Origin of the sequence: Roseburia porci (genome assembly GCF_009695765.1) — a bacterium.
Classification (GTDB): Bacteria; Bacillota; Clostridia; order Lachnospirales; family Lachnospiraceae; genus Roseburia; species Roseburia porci.
Map to the genome: position 1 here is coordinate 1 of NZ_VUNI01000002.1, position 25113 is coordinate 25113.

Sequence of the window (25113 nt, forward strand, 5' to 3'; positions counted from 1 at the left end):
CTCCTTTGTTAAAATGGTTTCTAGTCAATTCCATTATACCAAACAGAACAGGTTTATGCCTTTTTTATTGGCTGAAATATTGAATTTTCAAGGTTCAACACATCGTATCGGTGTGGGAAGTTTTAGTTATAAAATTAATGTGTCAGAGCATTTTTCATATATTAGGGGATTCTATGGAATTAAACTATTATATGGAATATGCAATGTCCCTGGCAATAGGAATTGAATTTGTCAAAATGTTATGTACGCATACACCGGGAACAATTATCGAAGTACTTCTTTTTGCAACATCCAGACAGATGGTTGTAGAACATTTAAATGGTGTTCAGACATTACTTGGGATTATTGCAATTGCTGGACTTTTTGCGATTCGGAAATATTTATTCTGTAATTTTGATGAGACAGATCATATTATATGCAGGGGGAGCCAAACAGTTGGACATGCAAATCTGATTTCAGGAGTTAAAATACCGGAAGAGAAAACAAGGCTTTTAAGGGATGTTCTTGCGGAAAGATTAAAGAGAGAGGACAAAAGTATTGCAATTGGGGCATGTACATATTACAAAGACTGTGCGCTGCGTGTGGATAGCATGAGGGATCAGGTTATTACAAGGGTTGAAGTGATCAAAGCACTGTAGAATGACACAAAATAGGCTAAAGGTTGTAGATTTTATATTTTTATGGTATATTTATCCTGTAAATCATAAAATGAACAGCATCAATATTTAGAGAAGTTACAGTTATATAGAGCATCCACACTACGTATTGATACGAAAGAAAATGGAGAATACAATAATGGGCGAAGAACAAACAGCGGGTTCAAAGAAGAAGGCGGATTTTTCCAGTGTTCAGATCATTTTTTCGGCTATAGCATTAGCAGTTCTGTTTATATTAGAATTATATGTAATGCTCAATTTCCCGACAGATTACAGAATGCTTGGAATATTTGGCGTTCTGATGCTGGTTGCATTATATCTTCTGATCGTTTCTATTCAGAAGAAGATGTATCAGAAGGAAACACGTATGCAGGAACAGTATGATATGATTCTCAGATCTGAGAAGGCATCTTATCTGATGTTAAAGAAGACATACGAGATGATGGAAAAAAGGATGGGTCAGATGGAGCAGACGGCATCTGTTCCGGCCGATAACATCATCAATGCTCAGAAAGCGATCGCGAAGGTGACGATTAACCGCAACCGCGAGAATGCAGAGGCACTGCTTAATTCCAATGATCAGGTTATGGATATGTTAGAGGCATTTCAGGAGAAGTTCCATGCGAATAATGAAGCTTTGATGAATAACCAGAAGACGTTGATCGATCAGAATAATCAGGATATTCTGTCCAAGCAGCAGGAACTGCTTTCCAATATCAGTGAGCTTGACAAATACCTGAAATCCGGAAAGATTCAGGATGATCTGAAATCCCAGCTGGAGAAGACAATTGAGGAATCAATCAGAGAAGCTGCAGCTTATCAGGCAGAGAAGATTGCTTCTGAAGTTAAGACAGAGGCGGCATCTGTGGCAAAAGAAGCTGTGAAAACAGAAGCTCAGGCAGCACCGGTTGTAGAGGAAGAAGTTCTTGAGCCGGAATCTGTAGTTCAGCCGGAAGTCGTTGAGGAAGCTCCAATTATAGAAGAAGTTGTAGAGCCAGCCACCGAGGAGGTTCCAATTGTAGAAGAAGTTGTAGAGCCAGCCACCGAGGAGGCTCCAATTGTAGAAGAAGTTGTAGAGCCGGCCACCGAGGAGGCTCCAATCGTAGATGAAGTTGTAGAGCCGGCTGTCGAGGAAGCTCCAATCGTAGAAGAAGTTGTAGAACCGGCTGCGGAAGAGACTCCGGTTGAAGCGGAACCGGTAAATGACACACCGGCGCCGGATCTGTCAGATCCAAACCGGATGATGACACCGGAAGAGATCGCAGCACTGATTGCGAATATGTAGTTGAAAAAGGATAGAGTTACAGGAGAGCCTGAAAACAGTTTATGTTTTCAGGCTCTCTTTGCGTAGTGACATATGAATTATTTCGGAAGAACCGGGTTAGAAGCGATTGCTTTGATGATGCGTACCGCAGTTTCCATGCCTTCTATACTGATGTGCTCAAAAGGACCGTGGAATCCATAGCCGCCGGTTCCGAGGTTTGGACAAGGAAGTCCCATAAAGGAAAGACGTGCTCCGTCTGTGCCGCCGCGGACAGGGCGGGAGATTGGTTCAAGTCCGACTGAAGCGATCGCTTTGCGGGCAAGCTCGATCACATAGAAGTTGTTCTCGATGACAGATAACATATTTTCATAGGAATGCGTAATGGTCAGGGAAACAGTGCCTTCGCCATACATCTGGTTAAATTCCTGTTCCAGGGAACGCAGGAAGTTAAGACGCTCTTCAAAACGTTTTTTATCATGATCACGTACAATATAAGATAACTTTGCCTCTGCAACATCGCCGGACATATCGCAGAGATGATAGAAGCCTTCACGGCCTTCGGTGTGGGAAGGTGTTTCGTCTTTCGGGAGTTTCCCGGCGATCTCACATGCAATGAGAGCCGCATTGACCATGATATCCTTGGCTTCGCCAGGGTGAACATTCACGCCTTTTACGACAAAATCAGCACTTGCGGCATTGAAGTTTTCGTATGCAACTTCACCTTCATAATCACCGTCAACGGTGTATGCAAAATCTGCTTTAAAATAATCCAGATCAAAAAGGTCTGCGCCGGCGCCAACTTCCTCATCCGGTGTGATTCCAACCCAGATATCGCCGTGCGGGGTTCCTTCCTGGATCAGCTGTTCCACAGCGGTAAGAATCTCGGCAACACCGGCTTTGTCGTCAGCACCGAGCAGTGTTGTGCCGTCTGTGGTGATCAGAGTTCTTCCTTTTAAAGTTTTTAGTGTAGGAAAGTCGGATACTTTAAGGACTGCACCGGAACCTTTTAACAGTACATCACCGCCGTCGTAATCCGGGATGATCTGAGGTTTAACATTTTCTCCGGAAAAATCAGGAGCGGTGTCCATATGCGCGATAAAGCCGATCGCTTTTGCTTTTTCCATGCCGGGAGTGGCAGGGAGAAGTCCATAGACATAGCAGTGGTCGGTCAGTGTGACGTTTGAGAGTCCGAGATCTTTTAATTCTTTTTCCAGTTCGCGTCCGAGGGTGAATTCACGGTCACTGCTTGGAATTTTGCTGCATCCTTCATCGGAGGTTGTCCAGTAGGATACATATTTTAATAATCTTTCTTCAACTTTCATAGTGTTTTTCAGGTATCAGGGTGATATCTGCTCCTTTCTCATATTAAATAGATATAGACAATGTGAAACTTAAAATGGATAAAGCCCTGTAAACAGGACAGTGTTAAGTTTGACAAAAATGTAGGTGTACCATATAATATGCTTAACGAGGCAGCCGGAAGGTGAGTGCGCTTCACCCGACCCGGCGAATTTAATACTAAGTTATCAAGAGATAGCCGTTCCTAAACTTTGACGAGAGCAGGACGGCTATTTCTTATGTTTTCTGTTGGTATCAATAATCATCCTTTCCGTAAGGCTCGGATCAGATGAGAACACGTCCTCCAGCTGCCTGGGTAAGTATATTATATTAAGTGTTTTGATTTTGTCAATACGATTTTGAAGCAACAAATCGCTCGTTAAATGAGGATTTAGTGAACCAGGAAGTGTAACGTAACTACCATTTCATATCATACACGGTTTACCTGAAAATGAAATAGAAAAATTGTGCAATACATATAAAATACATGCAAATAAAAAATTTGAAAAAATTAAAAAAAAGACTTGCATTTATAAAATCTATCATATATAATAAACCGTGCACTGAGATGCAACGTATGCGCCACTAGCTCAGCTGGCAGAGCACCTGACTCTTAATCAGGGTGTCCAGGGTTCGAACCCCTGGTGGCGCACTCGACTTATTTATAGCTGAATATGAGTATGCGAAAAGACCTTTGACGAACATAGCGATTCGTTGAGGGTTTTTTATTATATAAATTTGGAGATACTGAAAGTAAACGGAATCCATTGATTCGGGGTTATGGGGGAAATATGCGCAAGAAAATTTATCGTATCTTAGGAATCATGCTGCTGATCGCTGTCCTTGCTGCAGGACAGATCACAAACATTCAGAAAGAAAAGTCAAAACGTGCTGTAGAGGCAGAAATTGCTCAATTGAAACAGCAGGAAAATGCAGAAGGAATTGTGGAAGAAACACCAGATCCTTATTTTATTGAGGAACAGAAAGGGTACAAATACCGCTCGCCACAGATGATTGCCTATTATTCGGAGATTACGCAGACGATGAGACATGCGATGGTTTTTCTCCCGGCGGATTATGACGATAAGAAAAGTTATCCGGTTTTATACCTGCTTCATGGTTACGGCGGAAGCCACAGGACGTGGAGAAACAAAAAAGCCAATGTGATCCTGCAGAATCTCAGTTATTTTGAAGATGTTCCGGAAATGATCGTGGTTTGTCCAAACAGTAATGTTAATAAGGAGGAAAGCGTGGATGATACGGATTTCTGGTCGTGTATCGAACCGTTTGATCATACAACAGAAGAGGTCGTTCAGTATCTGATGCCATATATCAATTCTCATTATTCTGTAAAACAGGGAAGGGAAAATACAGCAGTTGCGGGCAATTCCATGGGCGGAAGAAATGCATTGGCAATGGCGTATACTTATCCGGAACTGTTCGGATATGTTGGCGCTTTTTCCTCGGCAACAGCGGTTGAGGAAGCAAACGATACCAGCATGATTTCGGCACCACTGCATGACCTGAATCTTCCGGTCAATAAAGAAAAGCCATTTGATGTATTGATGTTAGCAGTTGGAAAATCTGACGATGTCTGCGGAGAAGTGACGTATGAGCTGAATGATTACATGAATCAGCAGAATATTGAACATATTTTTTATGATACAGAAGGTGGACATCAGACGGTTGTCTGGCAAAATGCACTTTACAATTTTGCCAGAAAGATCTTTAAATAAATAAGTGATAGATCGCGAGTCCGATGCAGATCAGGATTGGAATCATTCCATTATCTGTTTTGTTAGCGGGAGGCAATCAGTTTACAGATCGGATTGCCTTTGGAGGAGAATTTCTCTTCGTATTCGGTCATGATATTGCCCTGATTCATCTTTGGATCATGATGCAGATCTCTTGTGGAGGCATCTAAATGCCAGAGCTCGGAAGCCTCGATCTCTTCGAGTGAAAAGGTAAAAAGATCCTGATTATCCGTTTTGAATTCGATTCTTCCATCAGCGGTAAGGATCTCATTATAGCGGGCAAGAAATTCGCGGGAAGTCAGGCGTCTTTTCGCATGACGGTCCTTTGGCCATGGGTCGGAAAAATTTAAATAGATACGGTCAACTTCATTATGGTCGAAAATCTCAGGAAGTGTGGCTGCATCGATGCACAGAAAATGTACATTATCTAAAGGATCTTCATCGATTTTCTGAACGGCGCGCAGAAGAACACTGGTATAACGTTCAATACCAATGTAATTGATCTGTGGATTCTGTCTTGCGAGATCCATAAGGAACCGTCCTTTTCCCATGCCGACTTCAATGTGGATCGGATTGGTGTTTCCGAAAAATTCATGCCATTTTCCTTTTAACTCGATTGGATTTTGTATACAAAAAGCGCTGTTTGAGATGACCTCATCTGCGCCCGGAATATTGCGGAGTCTCATTTGTCATTCATTTCCTTTCTATATTTATGGAGAAATCCATATACTAGAGTTATTGTATTATAATTTGCCTGGGGTGAAAAGTCTTTTTTCATAAACAGGTTGCATTGTTTTTTTGATGCGATTATACTTAAGAAGTTGAGTAAAAAGAGGAGAAAATAGTTCAGATGAAGTTTACAAAGAAACTGAAGAGAGTCACAGCAGGACTGCTTGCGGCGCTTTGTGTTTTACAGATAAATCCGCAGATTACAAAAGCAGATGATGCCTACTGGCCGGAAGGAGTGGAGATTGTATCCCCTTCGGCAATCGTAATGGAAGTCAATTCCGGCACGATTCTTTATGATAAAAATTCGGATGAAGTGAATTATCCGGCAAGTATCACCAAAATCATGACCGCATATCTGGCAGTTCAGAACTGCTCGATGGATGAGACGGTTACGTTTTCTGCTGATGCGGTGTTTAAGAATGAAGGTGCAACTTCCCATATTGCCAGAGACCTGGATGAACAGATGACGATGGAACAGTGCCTTTACGCAGTTCTTTTGAAGTCAGCCAATGAATGTGCTTATGCAGTGGCAGAGCATGTGGGCCAGAAGCTTGGTGGAGATTACAGTACGTTTATCGATCTGATGAACAGCACTGCAAAAGATCTCGGCTGCACCAATACACATTTTAACAATCCAAACGGTCTTCCAGACGAAAATCACTGGACTTCCGCACATGATATGGCTTTGATTGCCAGCGCAGCTTATAAAAATGAAACATTCCGCAAGATTGTTGGAACCGGAACTTATGAGATTCCACCGACAAATAAGCATGCAGAGCCGACTCCGCTCAGTAATGATCATCAGATGCTGTATCCGTCCAGAACGAGAAAGTATCTGTACGAATATTGTACTGGTGGTAAGACCGGATTTACAGATGACGCCGGAAACACGCTGGTAACGTATGCGGAAAAAGATGGACTGACACTTGTGTGTGTGATCATGCACAGCACCAATCCGCAGCATTATCTGGATACGACAAGCCTTTTAGATTATTGTTTTAATAATTTCCAGGCTGTAAATATTGCACAGAATGAGTCGACAATTTCTGACGAGAGTCTGAAAGATAAAGGAATTTTAAATAACCATCAATCCTTTGTGTCACTCGATGATTCTTCTTATATTGTAATTCCGAAGACTGCGTCATTTACAGATGCAACGTCCACAATGAATGTAGAAGAATCGGATGATGATTCTGTGGCAACGATCCAGTATACCTATGCAGGACACGATGTTGGATCTGCCAATATCATCGCTGCACAGGTGGATACTCCGGACACCATGTTTGACGAAACGGAGGCATCAGATTCGGATGCGGGACGCACGATTGTGATCAAGCCGATCTATGTACTTGGCATTGTTCTTGCAGTGATTGCAATCTGCGCATTAATCTTCTTTATAAAAAGGATCTATGACAATATCTATGTGATCCGTCATAACCGCACGGTAAAGAAAGATCGGAAGGATCGTTTCCGCGAGACGAAGAAAAAGAAATACAATAAGAAAGACCGGTTATTCAAATAAACATTTGACAGCAATATCCCATTGCAGGGGTGTTGCTGTTTTTTTAGAAGAAGCTGCAAAAGACATCCATAGTCTTTTATATTGGACAGATTCACAAAATATTATTTTTTGTTCCATTGTCCGAGAAATAAGAATTTCTAAACGTATCTGTTTCGAACGTGTATATTCTTTACGCAACCATCCTAAACGAGCCATCCGTGGCTCGTTAGGATTTGTTCTGCCATCCATGGCAGAACATTGCTGTCTATGACAGATACATTAAGAAATTCTAATTCTCTCCCAAGTCACAAAAGAACAATCATTTTGTGAATCTGTCAAATTATATAAATAGATGTCTTTTGCAACCCTATTCTATGGAAAACCATAATTCTCAAGCTGGTCCACGTCTCGATTGACGGAATGCTCAAATAAAGGTAGAATATATAATAAGTACCACTATAATAATTATGGAGCGGAAAAAATGGAAACGAACTACAAAAGAAAGGATACATCAAAAGCAATATTAGATCAGATTTATGGTTATATTGAGAAGCAGGGCGGAATTGTGAAAAAAGAAGAGCTCAGCAGTCTTGGAATTGATTATCGGAGAATACTTGATTTTGTGGAAAACGGACAGCTGATCCGTATCAAAAACGGATACTATACCGACCGCGCAGACCGTTTTTCGGAAGAAGAGCTTATCGCACGCCTTTTCCCGGATGCGCTTTTGTGTATGGAGAGTGCTCTGTATGCATATGGGTATCTCAAACAGAAGCCGTTTGGATGGAGTCTTGCGGTGGATAAGAATACTTCCAAATCCCGTTTTAAAATGGATTACCCAAAAGTTATCCCATATTATACAGAACCGGAATCCATGAAGATCGGTGCTTCAAAAATTGTTCTGAATGGGAACCATTTTCAGATTTATGACAAAGACCGCATGATCTGTGACTGTTTAAAATACGAAAGCAAGATGGAGCGGGAGACCTTTAAAACCGCAATCCAGGAATACATCAAGGATCCGGATAAGGATATTTCTGCATTGCTGGACTATGCAAAAGAGCGGAAGGTTTTAAAGAAAGTACAGAACATGATTGGAGTGTGGCTCTAATGAAACTTGGAATAATTGATGAGACCGCTTTAAAGGAAAAATGTGTTTCACTTCAGATTCCTTTTCCAAATCTGCTTTATGGATATGTGCTTGAAGAAACTATGCGGCTGATCAGTGAATCGGAGTATGCGGACTTCATGTGGCTTGCAAATCCGCAGATTCTTGGACTGGATTCTTATAAAAAGGGACAGAATGGCTGCCTTCAATTTTACTATATGGAGAGCAGTAAAAAGATTCCGGAGAATAAACTGATCCCGGGGCAGAAAATGTCGTGGAAGCTGGCAACGTATATGATCGCAGTTATATTCTGCAAGGAACGTTCCGTCCATATCAGCTGGAAAGGCATGGCTGTGCAGAAAGAGCATGGATTCCAGTGGAATCTGATGGGCGAAATGGATGGCATGGAAGTGCCGCTTGAGGTAAAACTGATTCCATTCGAAGACCGCAACTGCATCTCGGAAAAGGGCGAGCTGCCTCTTTTTATGGAAGAAAAAAAGACGATCGTTTACCGCAAATATCCTTCCGAGAATCTTCTCGCTGACAATCTGTGTCAGATCATGAGTCAGCTGGAACTGATTGATTCCATGGAAGCTTACGAGACTGTCGATGAGATTTTGCGGACACAGTCGATCAGTGGACGAAGACTGGTCGATGAACTGACCGATCTGACGGCAAAGATGCCAAAGATCCTTCGGCTCAAACGAATGCAGCAGCTGGAATCCTATCGGGATTACACTTATATGAAAAAGCGCTGGGAAAAATATGCAAAAGCGACAAAACGCGAATTACCGGAATGGCAGGATGTGATGGATCGTCTTGTGAAATTTACAGAGCCCGTATGGCGGGCTGTCTGCAAAAAAGAGATTTTCTTTGACGACTGGATGCCGGAACTGGAAAGATTTCTTGGGTAAAGGAGAATATCTGTGCTGGATCAGAAGTTGATCGAATATACACAATCGAATATTTATCCGTTTCATATGCCGGGGCATAAAAGACGGCCAATCGATTTTCCAAATCCCTACACGATCGATATTACGGAGATCGATGGATTTGACAATCTGCATCATGCAGAGGAGATACTCCGCGATGCACAGCAAAGAGCGGCGGAATTATACGGGGCAAAACGAAGCTTTTATCTGGTGAATGGAAGTACCTGTGGACTTTTGGCTGCAATCTGTGCAGCAGCACCAAAGAAGAGCCGGATTCTGGTTGCACGAAACAGTCACAAAGCGGTATACCACGGGATTTTTCTGAATGAATATGATGCGGTATATCTTTATCCTGAGGTTGCTGATATTGGAATTCAGGGGCAGATCACAGCAGACGCAGTCGAAGAGAAACTCACTCTGTATCCGGATATTGCGGCAGTTGTGATTACATCGCCGACCTATGATGGGGTTGTTTCCGATATCAGAAGTATTGCGGAAACGGTACACCGGCGCGGAATCCCGCTGATCGTGGATGAAGCACATGGAGCACATTTTGGCTTTGGCGGAGGTTTTCCGGAGAATGCGGTGAAGCTTGGGGCTGATGTTGTGATCGTAAGTCTGCACAAAACGCTTCCGTCTTTTACGCAGACCGCGTTACTTCATGTCTGCTCAGACCGCATCAAAGAGAAGGATATCGCAAAATATCTCGGAATCTTTGAGACAAGTTCGCCGTCTTATATTTTTATGGCGGGAATGGAAAAATGTATCCGCATGGTGAAAGACGAGGGGCAGGAATTGTTCAGTAATTACCGGAAGCTTCTGGATGATTTTTATGCAAAAGCCGGAAAGCTTGCACATATCCATGTTCTGTCGAAAGCGGACCTGTCGGAGTGCGAAAGTTATGCATTTGATGATGGAAAGATTCTGATGTTCCCGGCCCCGGACTATCTGAACGGCAAAGAACTGTACGACATGCTTTTATCTGAGTACCGCCTTCAGATGGAGATGGTCACTGACAAATACGTGGTGGCGATGACCAGCATCATGGATACACAGGAAGGGTTTGACCGGCTGATTCATGCATTATATGACATTGATCAGAAATTGGAACAGAAAAAGAATAGAAAATCCGCTGGAAAACTTGAATCGAGGTCAGTTTATACTGAAAATAAAAAGGTGATGCAGATGCGTGATGCGGAGGATGCGCCGCAGCAGGAGATCCCGCTTGAGGAATCTGTTGGAAAAGTGTCCGCAGGCTTTGTATTTTTGTACCCGCCTGGAATTCCGATCATTGTACCGGGAGAAGAGATAAGCGGGAAGTTTGTAAAAGATATGAAACAGTGCATTCAGCTTGGGCTGGATGTTGAGGGACTTTCTCCCGATGGGCGGATAACAATTGTCAATTGAAGCGGACTATATTATACTTAAAGGATAGAAAACGTGGGTAAAATATTTTGTTTAATGGGAAAAAGTTCAAGCGGAAAAGATACGATCTACCGTGAACTTTTCAAAAGACAGGACATTTCTTTAAAAAAGATCATACCATATACGACCCGGCCAATCCGGGAAGGCGAGGAAGAAGGCAGGGAGTATCATTTTTGCAATGAAGATCAGGTTGCGCAGTTTCAGAATGCGAATAAGATCGTGGAACTCCGCGCATACGATACCGTATATGGCGTATGGAAGTATTTTACCGTAGATGACGGACAGGTGGATCTGGCAGACAACAGCTATCTTCTGATCGGCACACTGGAGACGTATGTAAAGATACGACAGTATTATGGAGCCGCGCAGGTTGTTCCGGTTTATATCGAGGTAGAAGATGGTGAAAGGCTTCTTCGGGCGATTGCGAGGGAGAAAGAACAGAAGATACCAAAGTATACGGAGATGTGTCGGAGATTTCTTGCGGATTCGGAGGATTTTTCCGAGGAGAAGCTTAAGGATGCAGGAGTTTCCGTAAGATTTGAAAATGAGAAGCTTGAAAATACCATCGACAAGGTGGCAGCGTATATCAGACAACAGGTCTGTTAAGGGGGAGTTTTCATGGATTTAAAGGTAAACAATGTCAATCAGGTCTCACAGGTTCCGGACACTGCAAAAACGGAACTTGGTGATGGTTCCTTTAAATTTACACTGGCAAGTGCGATCACGGATGCAGATCTTCAGGCAAAAGTAGATGCATTGCTGCAGGACATTACCGTACAGGGAAACCTCATTGCCCGGCATATGGATATCCGGGATATGAAGAAATATCGTTCCCTGATCAAAGATTTTTTAAATGAAGTCGTATATCGTTCCCATAAGTTTTCAAGGGAGAATTTCCTTGACCGGCGTGGAAGACACAGAGTGTATGGAATTATCCGTCTGATCGACAGCAATCTGGATGAACTGGCGGGAGAACTGCTCAAAGAAGAGCTGGATCATATCGCGATTCTGGATCGCATCGGAGAGATCCAGGGGCTTTTGCTTGATATACTGACTTAGGATTGGAGAGTTTTTATGGCAGGATTTAAAGATATCATAGGACATAAACAGATCATTGAGCATCTGGAAAACGCAATACGTATGGATAAAGTATCCCATGCTTATATTTTGAATGGACCGGCAGAGTCTGGGAAAATGATGATCGCTGAGGCTTTTGCAATGGCTTTGCAGTGTGAAAAGAATCAGGCGGAACCATGCCTTGAGTGCCGTTCCTGTAAACAGGCGATGGATCACAACCAGCCGGATATCATATACGTAAGACATGAGAAACCAAACACCATCAGTGTCGATGATATCCGTACACAGCTGAATAATGACATTGTGATCAAACCATACAGCAGCAAATATAAGGTATATATTGTGGATGAAGCGGAGAAAATGAATCAGCAGGCGCAGAATGCGCTTTTGAAGACGATTGAAGAACCGCCGGCTTATGCGGTCATTCTTCTTCTGACCACAAATGCGGACAGTTTTCTTCCAACCATTCTGTCGAGATGCATCACACTCAACCTGAAAGCAGTCAAGGATGATGTAATCAAGAGTTTTCTTATGGACAAATATAAGATCCCGGATTATCAGGCGGATGTCTGTACCGCATTTGCGCAGGGCAATGTTGGAAAAGCGATCCAGCTTGCTTCCTCTGATTCGTTCAATGAGCTGAAAGCTGCCGCTTTGCAGCTCATGAAGCGGCTGGATGATATCGATCTCTATGAGATGAGTTCTGCGGTAAAACAGATCAGCGAATACAAGCTCCAGATCAATGATTATTTTGATCTTATGATGATCTGGTTCCGCGATATTCTTTATATGAAAGCAACCAATGATGTAAACGGCCTTATTTTTAAAGATGAGGTCTATGATATTAAAAAACAGGCTGCCAAACGGTCCTATAACGGAATTGAAAATATTTTGGAAGCGCTGTCAAAGGCAAAGATACGTCTGAATGCAAACGTGAATTTCGATCTTGTGATCGAATTACTGTTACTGACGATTAAGGAGAATTAATAATATGATAAAAGTAGTAGGAATCCGTTTTCGCAATGCAGGAAAAATCTATTATTTTGATCCACTCGATTATGATCTGGATCCTGCAATGCATGTAATTGTGGAGACGGCACGCGGTATTGAAATGGGTACCGTAATGATCGCACCAAAGGAAGTTGAGGATGACAAGGTCATCCAGCCGTTAAAACCGGTGATCCGTGTTGCAACGGATGAGGACGAAAAGGTAGTCGAGAAGAACCGCGAAAAAGAAAAAGAAGCATTTAAGATCTGCAAAGAAAAGATCCAGAAGCACAATCTTGAGATGAAGCTTGTGGAGGCAGAGTACACATTTGATAATAATAAACTGTTATTCTATTTTACTGCAGACGGAAGAATCGACTTCCGTGAACTGGTAAAAGACCTTGCAGCGGTATTCCGTACAAGAATCGAGCTTCGCCAGATTGGTGTCCGCGATGAGACCAAGATCATGGGTGGAATCGGAATCTGTGGAAGAGAGCTTTGCTGCAAATCATACCTTACAGATTTTGTGCCGGTGTCGATCAAAATGGCAAAAGAGCAGAATCTTTCCCTGAATCCGACCAAGATCTCAGGTGTTTGCGGAAGACTGATGTGCTGCCTGAAAAACGAGCAGGAGACTTACGAATACTTAAACAGCCGTCTGCCGGTAGTTGGAGATACGGTTCAGACGGATGACGGTTTCCAGGGTGAAGTCAACAGTGTCAGTGTACTCCGCCAGCTGGTTAAGGTGCTGATCGATAACGGAGATGAGAAAGAACTCCGTGAGTACCATGTAGAACAGCTCAGTTTCCGTCCGAGAAGAAGAAAAGACGTAAAACTGACTGCGGAAGAAATGAAAGAATTAAAGGCGTTGGAAGACGACCAGAATGAAGTAGAAGAAAAGGATAATAACGGTGGCAGCCGCGGAAACCGTCCGAATAACCATCGAAACCAGGATCGTCCACAGCGCGAAAACCGCAGAGATTACAAACGTGCGGACAGACGGGATGAAAACCGTTCACAAAGTGAGAACCGCTCACAGAACGATAATCATGCACAGAATGACAATCGCGTGCACAACGACAATCGCTCACAAAGTGAGAATCGTTCACAAGGTGACAATCGTTCGCAAAGCGATAACAGAAGAGAATCACATTATCAGAACCGCAACCGGAAGAAGAACAACAGACGTGATTTTGAAGGCAGAGAAAAACGGAGGGAACAGTCAAAGAATCATGATGCAGAATAAGCTTGTACATGAACATGAGCGGGTGGACGAGCTGCAGAGAAACGGTTATTCCATCATTCAGGATCCGGGAAGATTCTGCTTTGGAATGGATGCCGTGCTTTTGTCCGGATTTGCCAATGTTAAAAAGGGAGAGAAAGCACTCGATCTTGGGACAGGAACCGGGATCATACCGATCCTCCTTGAGGCAAAAACAAAAGGAGAGCACTTTACCGGCCTTGAGATCCAGCCGGAAAGTGCGGACATGGCAGCACGAAGTGTACAGCTGAACCATCTGGAAGAGCGCATTTCCATAGTTACAGGCGATATCAAAGATGCTTCGAAACGCTTCGGAGCATCTTCTTTTGATGTAGTGACGACCAATCCGCCTTATATGATCGGTCAGCATGGAATAGCCAATCCCAAGGATGCCAAGGCCATTGCGAGACATGAGGTGCTTTGCACACTGGATGACATTTTAAGGGAAAGCGCAAAACTGCTCCGTCCCGGAGGAAGATTCTATATGGTACATCGCCCATTCCGGCTTGCAGAGATCTTCAGCAGGATGATCGAATACCGCATAGAACCAAAACGGATGCAGCTGGTGTATCCATATGTTGATAAAGAACCAAATATGGTACTTATCGAAGGTGCAAGAGGTGGAAAATCCCGACTGACCGTGGAAAAACCCCTGATCGTATACAAAGCACCAGGACAGTACACCGATGAAATCTATTCTATATACGGGTATTAGATAAAACAGACATTTACAAAACTCATATAAACTTAGTTCGCAATGGACTGCGAGTATGGGTAACTCGCAGGTGCTTCAGAGCGGCCGGTACTTAGCGACCGTACTTTGGTCGCTTATGTATCCGCTGCCAGCGATGAGCAGCGAAAGCGTGCCTGCAGTTATCTATACTCGTAGCCCATGCGTAAGGAAATTTGAATTTTGTAAATGTCCGATTAGATAATCCAACAGGAGGAAAATATGACAGGAACATTATATTTGTGTGCAACACCGATCGGAAATCTGGAAGACATCACATTCCGCGTACTACGCACACTAAAAGAAGTGGATCTGATCGCAGCAGAAGACACCAGAAACTCCATCAAACTGCTGAATCATTTTGAAATAAAGACTCCGATGACAAGCTATCATGAGTTTAACAAGATCGACAAGGCATATCAGCTTGTGGAGAAGTTAAAAGAGGGAAAAAACATCGCACTGATCACGGATGCGGGAACACCTGGAATCTCTGACCCTGGCGAAGATATTGTGCGCATCTGCTATGAACAGGGTGTTCCTGTCACATCGCTTCCGGGAGCGGCGGCATGCATTACTGCACTTACGATGTCCGGAAGATCGACAAGACGTTTTGCGTTTGAGGCATTTCTTCCAAAAGATAAAAAAGAGCGTGCAGCAGTTCTTGAGGAATTAAAGGACGAGACAAGGACGATCATACTATATGAAGCCCCGCATCACCTGATCAGGACCGTAACAGAGCTTATGAATGCACTTGGAGACCGCAGACTTACGCTCTGCCGCGAACTTACCAAAAAGCATGAAGAAAAACTGCAGACCACATTTTCCGGCGTACTTGATCTTTATAACGGGCAGGAACCGCGCGGAGAGTATGTTATGGTCATCTGCGGAAGAAGCCGCGAGGAACTGGTAAAGGAACAGCAGCAGAGCTGGGAAGCAATGTCCATTGAGGATCATATGGCACATTATGAGTCACAGGGAATCTCACATAAAGAGGCAATGAAGCTTGTGGCAAAAGACCGCGGTGTCAGCAAACGTGACATTTACCAGGCACTTTTAAAATAGGAATCAAAATACGAATCCAGCAGAGAAAATGGTGCAGGCCCCATGGTCAGCAGTGTTTTGTGAAAATCAGTGAGCGAACAGCTGCCACCATAGGAGGACTGTATGTTTTCCCTTAATGCAAGAAAATTCAGATAACCAACATAATATTTCAGATAGTTACCGGGATCAGATACAATGAGCCCGGTAATCTCGTCTATGGCATCATGGTCTGTGATACCGTATGTTTCCCAGAATTTATACATATCCGGGGCGGTCCAGCCGTCATAGTGGATACCAATGTCAGAAGATGCATAAAGGCTTAAAGTCGCAGACTGGTTATGCATAAGCAGATCGGCGGTATCCGTATCCAGGCCCGCATAGCGGTAGCTCATCATTTCTACATAGGTTGCCCATCCTTCCACATAACCCGGATAATTTAAAAGGCTTCGCACAGGTTCCATGCCAGAGGAATAGCTCATGATCGTCTGATAAAGATGACCGGGATAGCCTTCGTGAGCAAGTGTCGTAAACGCAGAAATTCCAGAGTTCCCCTTCGCATTATTTATATAGATGCTGTTATTGGAATAATCATCGATGGGAGCCGTGATATAAAAAGCCGGAGCAAGGTAATCCTGAAGCGATTGATCCACATAATGAACGTCATAACCTGCATCCGGAGGCATTGGAAAATCATTTTGCATGGACTGCTTTAAGGATTCCAGAATCTGTATGGGATCGGTCTGGGACAGCGTCTGCGCAGAGCATTTCTGAAGAATATCCGGATTCTTCTGGATCAGGTCTGCACAGGCACGGATGTCATCGGTGCGCTGCGTTTCGATTTTTCTTTGGATGGTTTTCATGTCGTCATGATCGCCGGTGTCCGAATAAACGAGTAGTTCATAGTAAGATTTTCCGTCTGGATAATAGCACACGCCCCAGTCGTTGTTTCCACTTCCCATAAGTTCAGTTAATCCGTCAATCAGGGAACGGTAGGCTGGAAAAACCGAATTCTGGACGATTTTGGCATTCGTTTTCTCATAATGACGGATCTCTTTTGCGCTTAGGCCGTCAACGGCAGCGATCTTATCGGAAAAAGTCGTGATCAGATAATGATTTTTGGAATCAGAAATAAATTCTTCACATTCTGAGATGACTTTATCGCAGTTTGCATCGGACATGAAAAGTCCGGCGGCTGCTTTTTCTTTTTCAAAATCCAGAAGTTCTTCAAAATAATCGTCCGTCTGTGAGAGCAGTTCCAGATAGTCATCGACATCGCCCGGGGTATGAAAGGCGTACTCGACCAGAAGAACCGGAAGTTCTGCCTGAATGCCATTGGAGGGGATCAGAGGCTCTTCGTAGTTCTGGTATTGGCAGAGCTTTTGTTGAAGCGTCAGATAGTCCGTAAGCAGATCATAGGTAAACTGCTGTTTCAACGGGAGCTGGTCTCTGGAGAAAGAATGGATCTTCTTTTGTGTCTGCTTCAGCGTTTTAGCATTGTCGGAGGCAGTGGTGATATGTCCGAATGTGACCGGATAATCCGTGATTCCATAGGAAGAGGGATCTTTTAAGGTGTAATGCAGGTTTAAAGTGCTGGAAGTCACTTCGGAACGGAAAATCTCATTCAGACAGGCAGCGAATTCTTCCGAAGTTTCCGTATTTGGAATGGATTCTGTGGAAGAACTGCTGTTTCCCGGAGTGAGAAAAGGCAGACTGCATCCGGCGAGCAGCAGGGTAAGAAGAAGGCATATGAGCACATGCCATTTTTGGAAGTGTTTGGAGTTTGATAAATTCATGACAAAGAATTCCAGACAAAATAATGTTAGTGTATTTTATGCGTATTATTATGCGGTTATCCTCGATTATGAAAAATACACCGGACTGTGGCTCCAGGTAGAATGCAGGCACCACAGTCCATGTTATCCACATAATTGCAGAATAATTACAAGATATACACATAAAATGAAAGCAAGGATGTGGAAAGCGGGATAACGGCATATGAATTATTTATGGGCGGGAATGATCCTGATCGGTGTGGTGTATGGTGCATTTACGGGAAATCTGACTGCAGTGACCAAACAGGCACTGAATTCGGCAGGGGAGGCAGTTACACTTTGTATTACGATGGCAGGGGTTATGGCTTTCTGGGTGGGGCTGATGGAAATTGCACAGCAGGCGGGGATCATCCGTGGTCTTTCGGCAAGGCTTGATCCGGTTTTGAGCTTTTTGTTCCCGGATATTCCAAAAGGGCATAAGGCGAGGGAGGCGATCGCAACGAATGTTGTGGCAAACTTCTTCGGGCTGGGATGGGCGGCAACTCCTGCGGGGCTTTCGGCCATGAAAGAATTAAAAAAGCTGCAGAAGCCGGAGGATACCGATGCATCGGATGCGATGTGTGATTTTCTGATCCTGAATATATCTTCGCTTCAGTTTATTCCCGTCAATATGATCGCATACCGCAGCCAGTACGGATCGGTGAATCCATCCCGGATCGTCGGACCGGCAATCGTGGCGACAACGATCTCCACGGCAGCTGCAATTATATTTATGAAAATAAGAAGAGGACTGGCAAAATGAAATTTATTCTTTTTTTGTCGGAGGCAATTATTCCGATTTTCATTTTCTGTATTGTTGCGGCCGGAATCAGCCGGAAAAGAAACGTATATGACGAGTTTGTAAACGGAGCGGTAAAAGGCTTAAAAACGGTATTTGAGATCGCACCGACCCTGATCGGGCTCATGGTTGCGGTGGGTATTTTGCGTGCATCGGGTTTTCTGGATTTTATAGCAGAGATACTTGGAACGATTTTTCAGGCATCGCATTTTCCGGCGGAGCTGGTTCCGCTTGCCATTGTAAAGATGTTTTCATCCTCTGCGGCAACCGGTCTTCTTCTGGATATTTTTAAGGAATCTGGCACGGACTCGAGAAACGGACTGATTGCATCGATCATGTTAAGCAGTACCGAGACGATCTTTTACACGATGTCGGTCTATTTTATGTCAGCCGGGGTAAAACGCACACGCTACACCCTTGCGGGAGCCATGGTGGCAGCCTTTGCTGGAATGGCAGCAAGCGTCTGGCTTGCTGATTATATTTTGTAGGAATAAACTGGAAAAAAAGACATATAATAAGTATTGGGAAAGAGAGGTTGACATTTGAAAGGCAGAGAACTATAATAATAATGTTTTCAATGGCGCGGGGTGGAGCAGTCTGGAAGCTCGTCGGGCTCATAACCCGAAGGTCACAGGTTCAAATCCTGTCCCCGCAACTCTGAGGTGGCTGTATATGAGATATAGCCACCTTTTTTACTTTATAGGATTGGAATGTCAAAAGGCGATGGATCTGTTTGAAAAAGTTCGGAAAAAAAGATTAAATCAGGTACAATTTATGGCACTTGGTTTTTTTATCATTATTATAAGCGGAGCACTGCTTCTGATGCTTCCGGTGTCTGCAAGAGACGGACAGGGAACTGATTTTATCAGTGCATTATTTACGGCAACGAGTTCGACCTGTGTGACGGGACTGATCGTAGTTGACACGTGGACGCACTGGTCTTTGTTCGGCCAGATCATAATTTTGCTCATGATCCAGATCGGCGGACTTGGATTTGTGACGATCGGTGTTGCATTTGCGGTGTTATTCCGCAGGAAAATCGGTCTGAGGCAGAGAGATCTGCTGAAGGAGAGCGTGAATGCACTTGAAATTGGCGGAATCGTCAAACTTGCAAGAAGGATCATAATAGGAACTTTTATGTTTGAGGGTATCGGAGCGGTGATCCTGTCCATCCGTTTTATTCCGGAGATGGGAGCTGCCAGGGGAATCTATTATGGGATTTTTCATGCGGTATCGGCTTTTTGCAATGCTGGTTTTGATCTCATGGGGTATAAGGAGCAGTATTCCTCTTTGAGCAGTTATGTGGGCGATCCGGTCGTGAATCTTGTTATATGTCTGCTGATCATTATCGGAGGAATCGGGTTTGTTGTGTGGAGCGACATTTACACAAACAGGCTGAAATTCCAGAGATATACATTACATACGAAACTGGTATTAACTGTCACACTGATCCTGATCGTATCAGGAACATTGATTCTGTATCTGGTGGAGCGCGGATACACGCTTGCAGGTCTCAGTGCGGGAGAAAAGTTCTGGGCATCTTTATTTGGCGCAGTGACTGCCAGAACAGCCGGTTTTAACACGGTGGATACGGCATTGCTTTCCCCGGCTGGGAAGATCGTTACCATGATTCTGATGTTTATCGGAGGAAGCCCGGGATCTACTGCGGGCGGTATCAAGACAACTACGATTGCGGTTATGGTGATTTTTTTGTTCTCCAATCTGAGGAATGAATCCGGCTGCAATGTTTTTCACCGGCGCATCAGTGCAGAGATCATCAATAAAGCAGCGATGGTATTCAGCCTGAACCTGTTTCTTGCAGTTGGTGCGATCCTTGTGATCCTTGCAACGAATGCACTTCCGATGGAAGATATCCTGTTTGAGGTATTTTCTGCGATCGGAACTGTGGGCATGTCAACCGGCATCACGAGACAGCTTAACACGATTGGAAGGATTGTGATCATACTTCTTATGTATTGTGGAAGAATCGGAAGTATGACGTTTGCGTTATCATTTATTTACCGCCCGCAGAAGGCGCAGATTACGCTCCCTGTGGAGAAAGTGACAATTGGATAGGAGAGAAAATCAGATGAAATCAGTACTTATTATTGGTATGGGAAAATTCGGACATCATTTGTGCAAAGATCTGATCGCACTTGACAATGATGTAATGATCATTGATCAGCAGGAGGAACGGGTTTCAGACCTGATCTCACTTGTGACCAATGTGCAGATCGGAGACTGTACAAATCCGCAGGTGATAAAGAATCTTGGGGTCGGCAATTTTGACATCGTATTTGTATGCATCGGAACCAATTTCCAGAGCAGTCTTGAGATTACAAGCCTGGTGAAAGAAATGGGAGCCAGATATGTGATCAGTAAAGCGAATCGTGATGTGCATGCCAAATTCCTGCTGCGGAATGGAGCGGACGAGGTGATTTATCCGGATCGCGATATTGCGGAAAAACTTGCAAGACGATGCAGCGCAAATCATGTGTTTGACTACATTGAACTCGACGACGAATATTCTATCTATGAGATTCCGACAGCAGAAGAATGGGTTGGACATTCGATCCGCGATATCGATATCCGTAAAAAATACGGGGTGAATATTATCGGAACAAAAATGGGAGAGACAGCAAATATTCTTCCAGAGCCGGATTATATATTTAAGGATGGGGAGCATCTTATGATCATTGGAGATCACAAAACAGTCGAAAAACTGTTAAATCACATGTAGCCCGGGCGGAATACACACATTGTTAAATAGTTAACAGTGTAAAAAAACAGGAATCCAGAAGGAGGATGTGTCATGGAAGAAGTAGAAAAGTTTTTGGAAATGGTGAAGGAATCCGACAATATTGTTTTTTTCGGGGGCGCAGGTGTGTCCACAGAGAGTGGGATCCCGGACTTTCGAAGCGTTGACGGGCTTTATAACCAGCAGTATGATTACCCGCCGGAAACGATCTTAAGCCATACCTTTTTCCGAAGAAATCCGAAGGAGTTTTACCGGTTTTACCGCAATAAGATGCTGTGCCCGGATGCGCAGCCGAATATCACACATAAGAAGCTGGCAGAGCTTGAAGCAGCAGGAAAATGCAAAGCAATTGTCACACAGAACATCGATGGACTGCATCAGAAAGCAGGAAGTAAAAATGTTCTGGAACTGCACGGAAGCGTTCTGCGCAACTATTGTGAGAATTGTGGTAAATTTTTCCCGATGGAGACGATCCTTCATTCGGAGGGAATTCCATGCTGCGACGAATGTGGCGGAACGATCAAACCGGATGTCGTGTTATATGAGGAAGGTCTGAACCAGAAAACGTTAGAAGATGCAGTGCGTTATATCAGCAATGCGGACATTCTGATCGTTGGAGGAACTTCACTTGCTGTGTATCCTGCAGCAGGATTGATCGATTATTATCGTGGAAATAAGCTTGTTCTGATTAACAAATCGACCACACCAATGGATGCAAAGGCAGATCTTTTGATCCAGCAGGGGCTTGGCAGCGTATTTTCGCAGATTGAGGTATAACAATTTTTAAAAAAGGAGAAACATATGACACAGTACGAAGTTGGCGATATTGTAAAACTGAAAAAGCAGCATCCATGCGGCAGCAGTGAATGGGAGATTCTTCGTGTCGGCGCAGATTTCCGTCTGAAATGTCTGGGCTGTGGTCATCAGATCATGATCGCCAGAAAGCTTGTAGAGAAAAACACAAAGAATATCCGCAAACCGGAGCAGGCATAAGCAGATAAGATTCAGACCGGACACCTGTGAAAAGTAATAATTTGCGAAAAAATCACAAAATGTAGAAAAGCTCTTGCAATCAGCAAAGAAACATGTTAAAATCTAACCTCGTGGTATATTATAAATTCCTTGTCCGCAGAGTTTTCTCTGCGAGCCAGAGACCAAAAGGAGGTAAAATTTTCGATGAACAAGTATGAATTAGCACTCGTTGTTAGTGCAAAGATCGAAGATGATGCGAGAACAGCAACCGTTGAGAAAGCAAAAGAGTACATCACTCGTGCAGGCGGTACTGTAACAGAAGTTGAAGAATGGGGTAAGAAGAAATTAGCTTACGAAGTTCAGAAAATGAGCGAAGCTTTCTACTACTTCATCCAGTTCGATGCAGAATCTACCGTTCCAGCTGAAGTTGAGCAGGACGTTCGTATCATGGACAATGTTCTTCGTTTCTTATGCGTTAGAAAAGACGAGGCATAATAGAAAAGAGGAGATCGTATGAATAAAGTAATTCTTATGGGACGTTTGACAAGAGACGCTGAGGTTCGTTATTCACAGGGTGAAAATGCAACTGCAGTCGCAAGATTCTCTCTTGCTGTAGATCGTCGTTTCAGACGCGATAATCAGGATCAGAGTGCTGATTTTATCAATTGCGTCGCATTCGGAAAAACAGGTGAATTTCTTGAGAGATTCGGCCGTAAAGGAACAAAGTTTGTTGTAGAGGGCCGTATCCAGACGGGAAGCTATACCAACAAAGAGGGTCAGAAGGTATATACAACTGACGTCGTTGTGGAGAATATTGAGTTCGCAGAAAGCAAAGCATCCAGCGAAAGCAATGGTGGATTTGCTCCGTCCTCAGCACCATCACCAAGCGGAGCCGCTGGAGATGGATTCATGAATATTCCGGATGGAATTGATGAAGAATTACCATTTAACTAATCGGTTGTCACCAGATAGAGTGACAAAGTTTAAAAGGAGGTAACTATCATGGCTTTCAATAAAGCAGCTGATCGTGAAGGATCTTCTATGAAGAGAAGACCAATGCGTAGAAGAAAAAAAGTTTGTGTATTCTGCGGAAAAGATAACACAATCGATTATAAAGATATCAACAAATTAAAGAGATACATCTCTGAGAGAGGAAAAATCCTTCCTCGTCGTATCACAGGAAACTGTGCAAAACATCAGAGAGCTCTTACAGTAGCAATCAAGAGAGCACGTCATTTAGCAATGATGCCATACGTTTGCGAATAATTCAGAGTTTAAAAAGACCAGCTGTTTTCGGACAGCTGGTCTTTTTGCATTTCTTATATCTGGTTTGTTGAATCAGGTTTATGAAACAGCCTGAATTCCAGCTTCTTCCTTTGCAGGTTCCGTCATGGAATAAGGATCGAGGATCGTAGTCAGCTGTTCTTCGTCGAGAAGTTCGTACTTTAAGACAAGTTCTTTTACAGAAACTCCGGTCTTTAAGGATTCTTTTGCAAGGCTGGCGGCTTTTTTGTAGCCGATGTACGGACAGAGCGCTGTGGTGATGCCGACGCTTGCATGAAGCAGTTCGCTGCAGCGTTTTTCGTTTGCAGTGATTCCAAGGATGCAGTTATCGGTCAGAGTGTTTACGGCATGTGTCAGTGTTGTGATCGAATCAAAAAGGTTATAGAAAATGACTGGCTCGAATGCGTTTAATTCCATCTGACCAGCTTCGGCAGCCATTGTGATCGTAGTATCGTGACCGATGATATGGAATGCAACCTGGGATACTACTTCCGGAATAACCGGATTGACTTTTCCAGGCATAATGGAAGAACCGTTCTGCATAGCTGGAAGTGTGATCTCTCCGAGACCTGCTTTTGGTCCGCTTGCAAGAAGACGGAGATCATTACACATTTTTGATAAATTAACAGCACAGGCTTTGAGGCAGGAGGAAATCCGGACAAATCCATCCAGGTTTTCGGTCGCATCAAAGAGATCATCTGCCTGAGTCAGCGGATAGCCTGTGATATGGCGCAGCGTCGGGACAATGTGATCAAAATAGTAGGATGAGGTGTTGATTGCGGTTCCGATCGCAGTAGCTCCCATATTTACGGTATACATTTCTGAACGAACCTGTTTTAAGCGGTCGCGGTCTCTGGAGATCATGGATGCGTAGGAATGGAAAGTCTGTCCAAGGCGCATTGGAACAGCGTCTTCAAGCTGTGTACGTCCGATTTTTACGATATGGTCAAATTCATCGGCTTTTGCGTACAATGCTTTTTCCAGGCGTGCAAGTCCTTTGTCGAGAGGAGAAAGCAGATCAAGAACGGTAAGCTTTCCGGCTGTTGGAATGACATCATTGGTGGACTGTGCCATGTTTACGTGGTCGTTTGGGTGAACAATCGAATAATCACCTTTTCGGCCACAGAGCATTTCAATTGCCCGGTTTGCGATGACTTCGTTCATGTTCATGTTGGCACTTGTTCCGGCGCCACCCTGGATTCCATCTACGATAAACTCGGATGCGAACATGCCGCAGATGACTTCATTGCAGGCAGATTCGATCGCATAGGCAATCTCCGGTTTGAGTTTTCCGGCTTTCCGGTTCGTAATGGCAGCAGCCCGTTTGATCCGGGCAAGGTTCTGGATAAAAACAGGGTGAACGGTAAGCCCGGTGATCGGGAAATTTTCTTTTGCACGAAGGGCCTGTACTCCATAGTAGGCATCCTCAGGTACTTCCAGTGTTCCAATTGAATCTGATTCCAAACGCATATTTTCTTTCATGATCTTGTGATACTCCTTTTTCTTTTTGATTTGTTTGACTGCGCGCTTTTTTCAATGGGGTGAGAATAGCACTCTTTGGGAAAAAGGTAAATACGTTAAGCGGGATTTGTAAAAAGAATAGTAAAACATGGATTTTGACTTAAAAAAATAAAGTGTGATTGGTAAAACCGGTGTTTTTTAAAGTGCCGCATCTGAATGAAAGGA

Annotated in this window: 26 protein-coding genes, 2 tRNA genes and 1 pseudogene; 24 read left to right on the top strand and 5 right to left on the bottom strand. The window is 43.8% G+C overall.

Annotation, left to right across the window (positions count from 1 at the left end; translation table 11 throughout):
• The first annotated feature begins 173 nt into the window (after nucleotides 1–173).
• Both FYJ75_RS01320 and FYJ75_RS01325 read left to right on the top strand, forming a co-directional pair.
• A complete protein-coding gene (locus tag FYJ75_RS01320; RefSeq protein WP_154428071.1) occupies nucleotides 174–638 on the top strand; it encodes a hypothetical protein in 465 nt (154 codons plus the stop codon).
• 157 nt (nucleotides 639–795) lie between these two features.
• Entirely contained in the window at nucleotides 796–1941 is a 1146-nt protein-coding gene (locus FYJ75_RS01325) for a hypothetical protein (RefSeq protein ID WP_154428073.1), read from the top strand.
• Between the two features lie 77 nt (nucleotides 1942–2018).
• Here FYJ75_RS01325 and pepT read toward each other — a convergent pair whose 3' ends face one another.
• Entirely contained in the window at nucleotides 2019–3242 is a 1224-nt protein-coding gene (gene pepT / locus FYJ75_RS01330) for a peptidase T (RefSeq protein WP_154428075.1), read from the bottom strand.
• Between the two features lie 595 nt (nucleotides 3243–3837).
• On the opposite strand from pepT, the gene FYJ75_RS01335 reads away from it, so the two are divergent.
• A tRNA-Lys gene (locus FYJ75_RS01335) sits at nucleotides 3838–3910 on the top strand.
• Nucleotides 3911–4049: 139 nt separating this feature from the next.
• Nucleotides 4050–4994, top strand: coding sequence for an alpha/beta hydrolase (locus FYJ75_RS01340; protein ID WP_154428077.1), 945 nt, complete (start codon nucleotides 4050–4052; stop codon nucleotides 4992–4994).
• Nucleotides 4995–5056: 62 nt separating this feature from the next.
• Here FYJ75_RS01340 and trmB read toward each other — a convergent pair whose 3' ends face one another.
• A complete protein-coding gene (gene trmB / locus FYJ75_RS01345) occupies nucleotides 5057–5698 on the bottom strand; it encodes a tRNA (guanosine(46)-N7)-methyltransferase TrmB (RefSeq protein ID WP_154428079.1) in 642 nt (213 codons plus the stop codon).
• Nucleotides 5699–5862: 164 nt separating this feature from the next.
• Here trmB and FYJ75_RS01350 point away from each other — a divergent pair, with 164 nt between their 5' ends.
• Complete coding sequence (locus tag FYJ75_RS01350; RefSeq protein ID WP_154428081.1) at nucleotides 5863–7263, top strand: D-alanyl-D-alanine carboxypeptidase family protein; 1401 nt, start codon at nucleotides 5863–5865, stop codon at nucleotides 7261–7263.
• Here the strand turns inward: FYJ75_RS01350 and FYJ75_RS01355 are convergent.
• Nucleotides 7252–7458 (bottom strand): hypothetical protein, encoded by a 207-nt coding sequence (locus FYJ75_RS01355; RefSeq protein WP_154428083.1) that lies wholly within the window; start codon nucleotides 7456–7458, stop codon nucleotides 7252–7254. The two genes, FYJ75_RS01350 and FYJ75_RS01355, sit on opposite strands and share 12 nt — an antisense overlap.
• A gap of 265 nt (nucleotides 7459–7723) precedes the next feature.
• Here FYJ75_RS01355 and FYJ75_RS01360 point away from each other — a divergent pair, with 265 nt between their 5' ends.
• From FYJ75_RS01360 to rsmI, 9 genes and pseudogenes are all read left to right on the top strand, one after another.
• Nucleotides 7724–8353: a type IV toxin-antitoxin system AbiEi family antitoxin domain-containing protein gene (locus tag FYJ75_RS01360; protein ID WP_154428085.1), complete on the top strand. Its 630-nt coding sequence runs from the start codon at nucleotides 7724–7726 to the stop codon at nucleotides 8351–8353.
• Entirely contained in the window at nucleotides 8353–9264 is a 912-nt protein-coding gene (locus tag FYJ75_RS01365; RefSeq protein WP_154428087.1) for a hypothetical protein, read from the top strand. The genes FYJ75_RS01360 and FYJ75_RS01365 overlap by 1 nt, the downstream gene beginning before the upstream one ends.
• A gap of 12 nt (nucleotides 9265–9276) precedes the next feature.
• Nucleotides 9277–10689, top strand: coding sequence for an aminotransferase class I/II-fold pyridoxal phosphate-dependent enzyme (locus FYJ75_RS01370; protein WP_328596814.1), 1413 nt, complete (start codon nucleotides 9277–9279; stop codon nucleotides 10687–10689).
• Between the two features lie 33 nt (nucleotides 10690–10722).
• Nucleotides 10723–11313, top strand: coding sequence for a nucleoside/nucleotide kinase family protein (locus FYJ75_RS01375; protein ID WP_328596815.1), 591 nt, complete (start codon nucleotides 10723–10725; stop codon nucleotides 11311–11313).
• 12 nt (nucleotides 11314–11325) lie between these two features.
• Nucleotides 11326–11766, top strand: a complete 441-nt coding sequence (locus tag FYJ75_RS01380) for a YaaR family protein (protein ID WP_154428089.1) — start codon at nucleotides 11326–11328, stop codon at nucleotides 11764–11766.
• Between the two features lie 15 nt (nucleotides 11767–11781).
• On the top strand, nucleotides 11782–12771 hold the full coding sequence (locus tag FYJ75_RS01385) for a DNA polymerase III subunit (RefSeq protein ID WP_154428091.1): 990 nt from the start codon (nucleotides 11782–11784) through the stop codon (nucleotides 12769–12771).
• Between the two features lie 4 nt (nucleotides 12772–12775).
• A pseudogene (locus FYJ75_RS01390) lies at nucleotides 12776–13678 on the top strand (PSP1 domain-containing protein); the annotation flags it as partial.
• A gap of 328 nt (nucleotides 13679–14006) precedes the next feature.
• Nucleotides 14007–14747, top strand: a complete 741-nt coding sequence (locus tag FYJ75_RS01395) for a tRNA1(Val) (adenine(37)-N6)-methyltransferase (RefSeq protein ID WP_154428510.1) — start codon at nucleotides 14007–14009, stop codon at nucleotides 14745–14747.
• Between the two features lie 237 nt (nucleotides 14748–14984).
• Nucleotides 14985–15824: a 16S rRNA (cytidine(1402)-2'-O)-methyltransferase gene (gene rsmI, locus FYJ75_RS01400; RefSeq protein WP_154428095.1), complete on the top strand. Its 840-nt coding sequence runs from the start codon at nucleotides 14985–14987 to the stop codon at nucleotides 15822–15824.
• Here the strand turns inward: rsmI and FYJ75_RS01405 are convergent.
• Nucleotides 15803–17596: a DUF885 domain-containing protein gene (locus FYJ75_RS01405; protein ID WP_154428097.1), complete on the bottom strand. Its 1794-nt coding sequence runs from the start codon at nucleotides 17594–17596 to the stop codon at nucleotides 15803–15805. The genes rsmI and FYJ75_RS01405 overlap by 22 nt on opposite strands.
• A 202-nt stretch (nucleotides 17597–17798) precedes the next feature.
• On the opposite strand from FYJ75_RS01405, the gene FYJ75_RS01410 reads away from it, so the two are divergent.
• From FYJ75_RS01410 to rpsR, 10 genes are all read left to right on the top strand, one after another.
• Nucleotides 17799–18377, top strand: a complete 579-nt coding sequence (locus FYJ75_RS01410; protein ID WP_154428099.1) for a nucleoside recognition protein — start codon at nucleotides 17799–17801, stop codon at nucleotides 18375–18377.
• Nucleotides 18374–18901 (top strand): spore maturation protein, encoded by a 528-nt coding sequence (locus tag FYJ75_RS01415; protein ID WP_154428101.1) that lies wholly within the window; start codon nucleotides 18374–18376, stop codon nucleotides 18899–18901. Before FYJ75_RS01410 ends, FYJ75_RS01415 begins: the two co-directional genes overlap by 4 nt.
• Nucleotides 18902–18994: 93 nt before the next feature.
• Nucleotides 18995–19068: transfer RNA gene (locus FYJ75_RS01420), tRNA-Met, on the top strand.
• A 17-nt stretch (nucleotides 19069–19085) separates the two neighbouring features.
• Nucleotides 19086–20489 (top strand): TrkH family potassium uptake protein, encoded by a 1404-nt coding sequence (locus tag FYJ75_RS01425; protein ID WP_154428103.1) that lies wholly within the window; start codon nucleotides 19086–19088, stop codon nucleotides 20487–20489.
• A gap of 13 nt (nucleotides 20490–20502) precedes the next feature.
• On the top strand, nucleotides 20503–21153 hold the full coding sequence (locus FYJ75_RS01430; RefSeq protein ID WP_154428105.1) for a potassium channel family protein: 651 nt from the start codon (nucleotides 20503–20505) through the stop codon (nucleotides 21151–21153).
• Nucleotides 21154–21225: 72 nt separating this feature from the next.
• Complete coding sequence (locus tag FYJ75_RS01435; RefSeq protein WP_154428107.1) at nucleotides 21226–21948, top strand: NAD-dependent protein deacylase; 723 nt, start codon at nucleotides 21226–21228, stop codon at nucleotides 21946–21948.
• A gap of 24 nt (nucleotides 21949–21972) precedes the next feature.
• Nucleotides 21973–22164 carry a DUF951 domain-containing protein gene (locus FYJ75_RS01440; protein ID WP_154428109.1) on the top strand — a complete coding sequence of 64 codons (192 nt, stop codon included), beginning with the start codon at nucleotides 21973–21975 and terminating at the stop codon, nucleotides 22162–22164.
• A gap of 183 nt (nucleotides 22165–22347) precedes the next feature.
• Complete coding sequence (gene rpsF / locus FYJ75_RS01445) at nucleotides 22348–22638, top strand: 30S ribosomal protein S6 (RefSeq protein WP_154428111.1); 291 nt, start codon at nucleotides 22348–22350, stop codon at nucleotides 22636–22638.
• 18 nt (nucleotides 22639–22656) lie between these two features.
• Nucleotides 22657–23097 (top strand): single-stranded DNA-binding protein, encoded by a 441-nt coding sequence (locus FYJ75_RS01450; protein WP_154428113.1) that lies wholly within the window; start codon nucleotides 22657–22659, stop codon nucleotides 23095–23097.
• A gap of 48 nt (nucleotides 23098–23145) precedes the next feature.
• The gene (gene rpsR / locus FYJ75_RS01455; RefSeq protein WP_154428115.1) at nucleotides 23146–23409 is read left to right on the top strand and encodes a 30S ribosomal protein S18; all 264 of its coding nucleotides are present in this window, start codon (nucleotides 23146–23148) and stop codon (nucleotides 23407–23409) included.
• Nucleotides 23410–23487: 78 nt separating this feature from the next.
• Here rpsR and FYJ75_RS01460 read toward each other — a convergent pair whose 3' ends face one another.
• Entirely contained in the window at nucleotides 23488–24909 is a 1422-nt protein-coding gene (locus FYJ75_RS01460) for an aspartate ammonia-lyase (RefSeq protein WP_195838919.1), read from the bottom strand.
• Nucleotides 24910–25113: the final 204 nt, after the last annotated feature.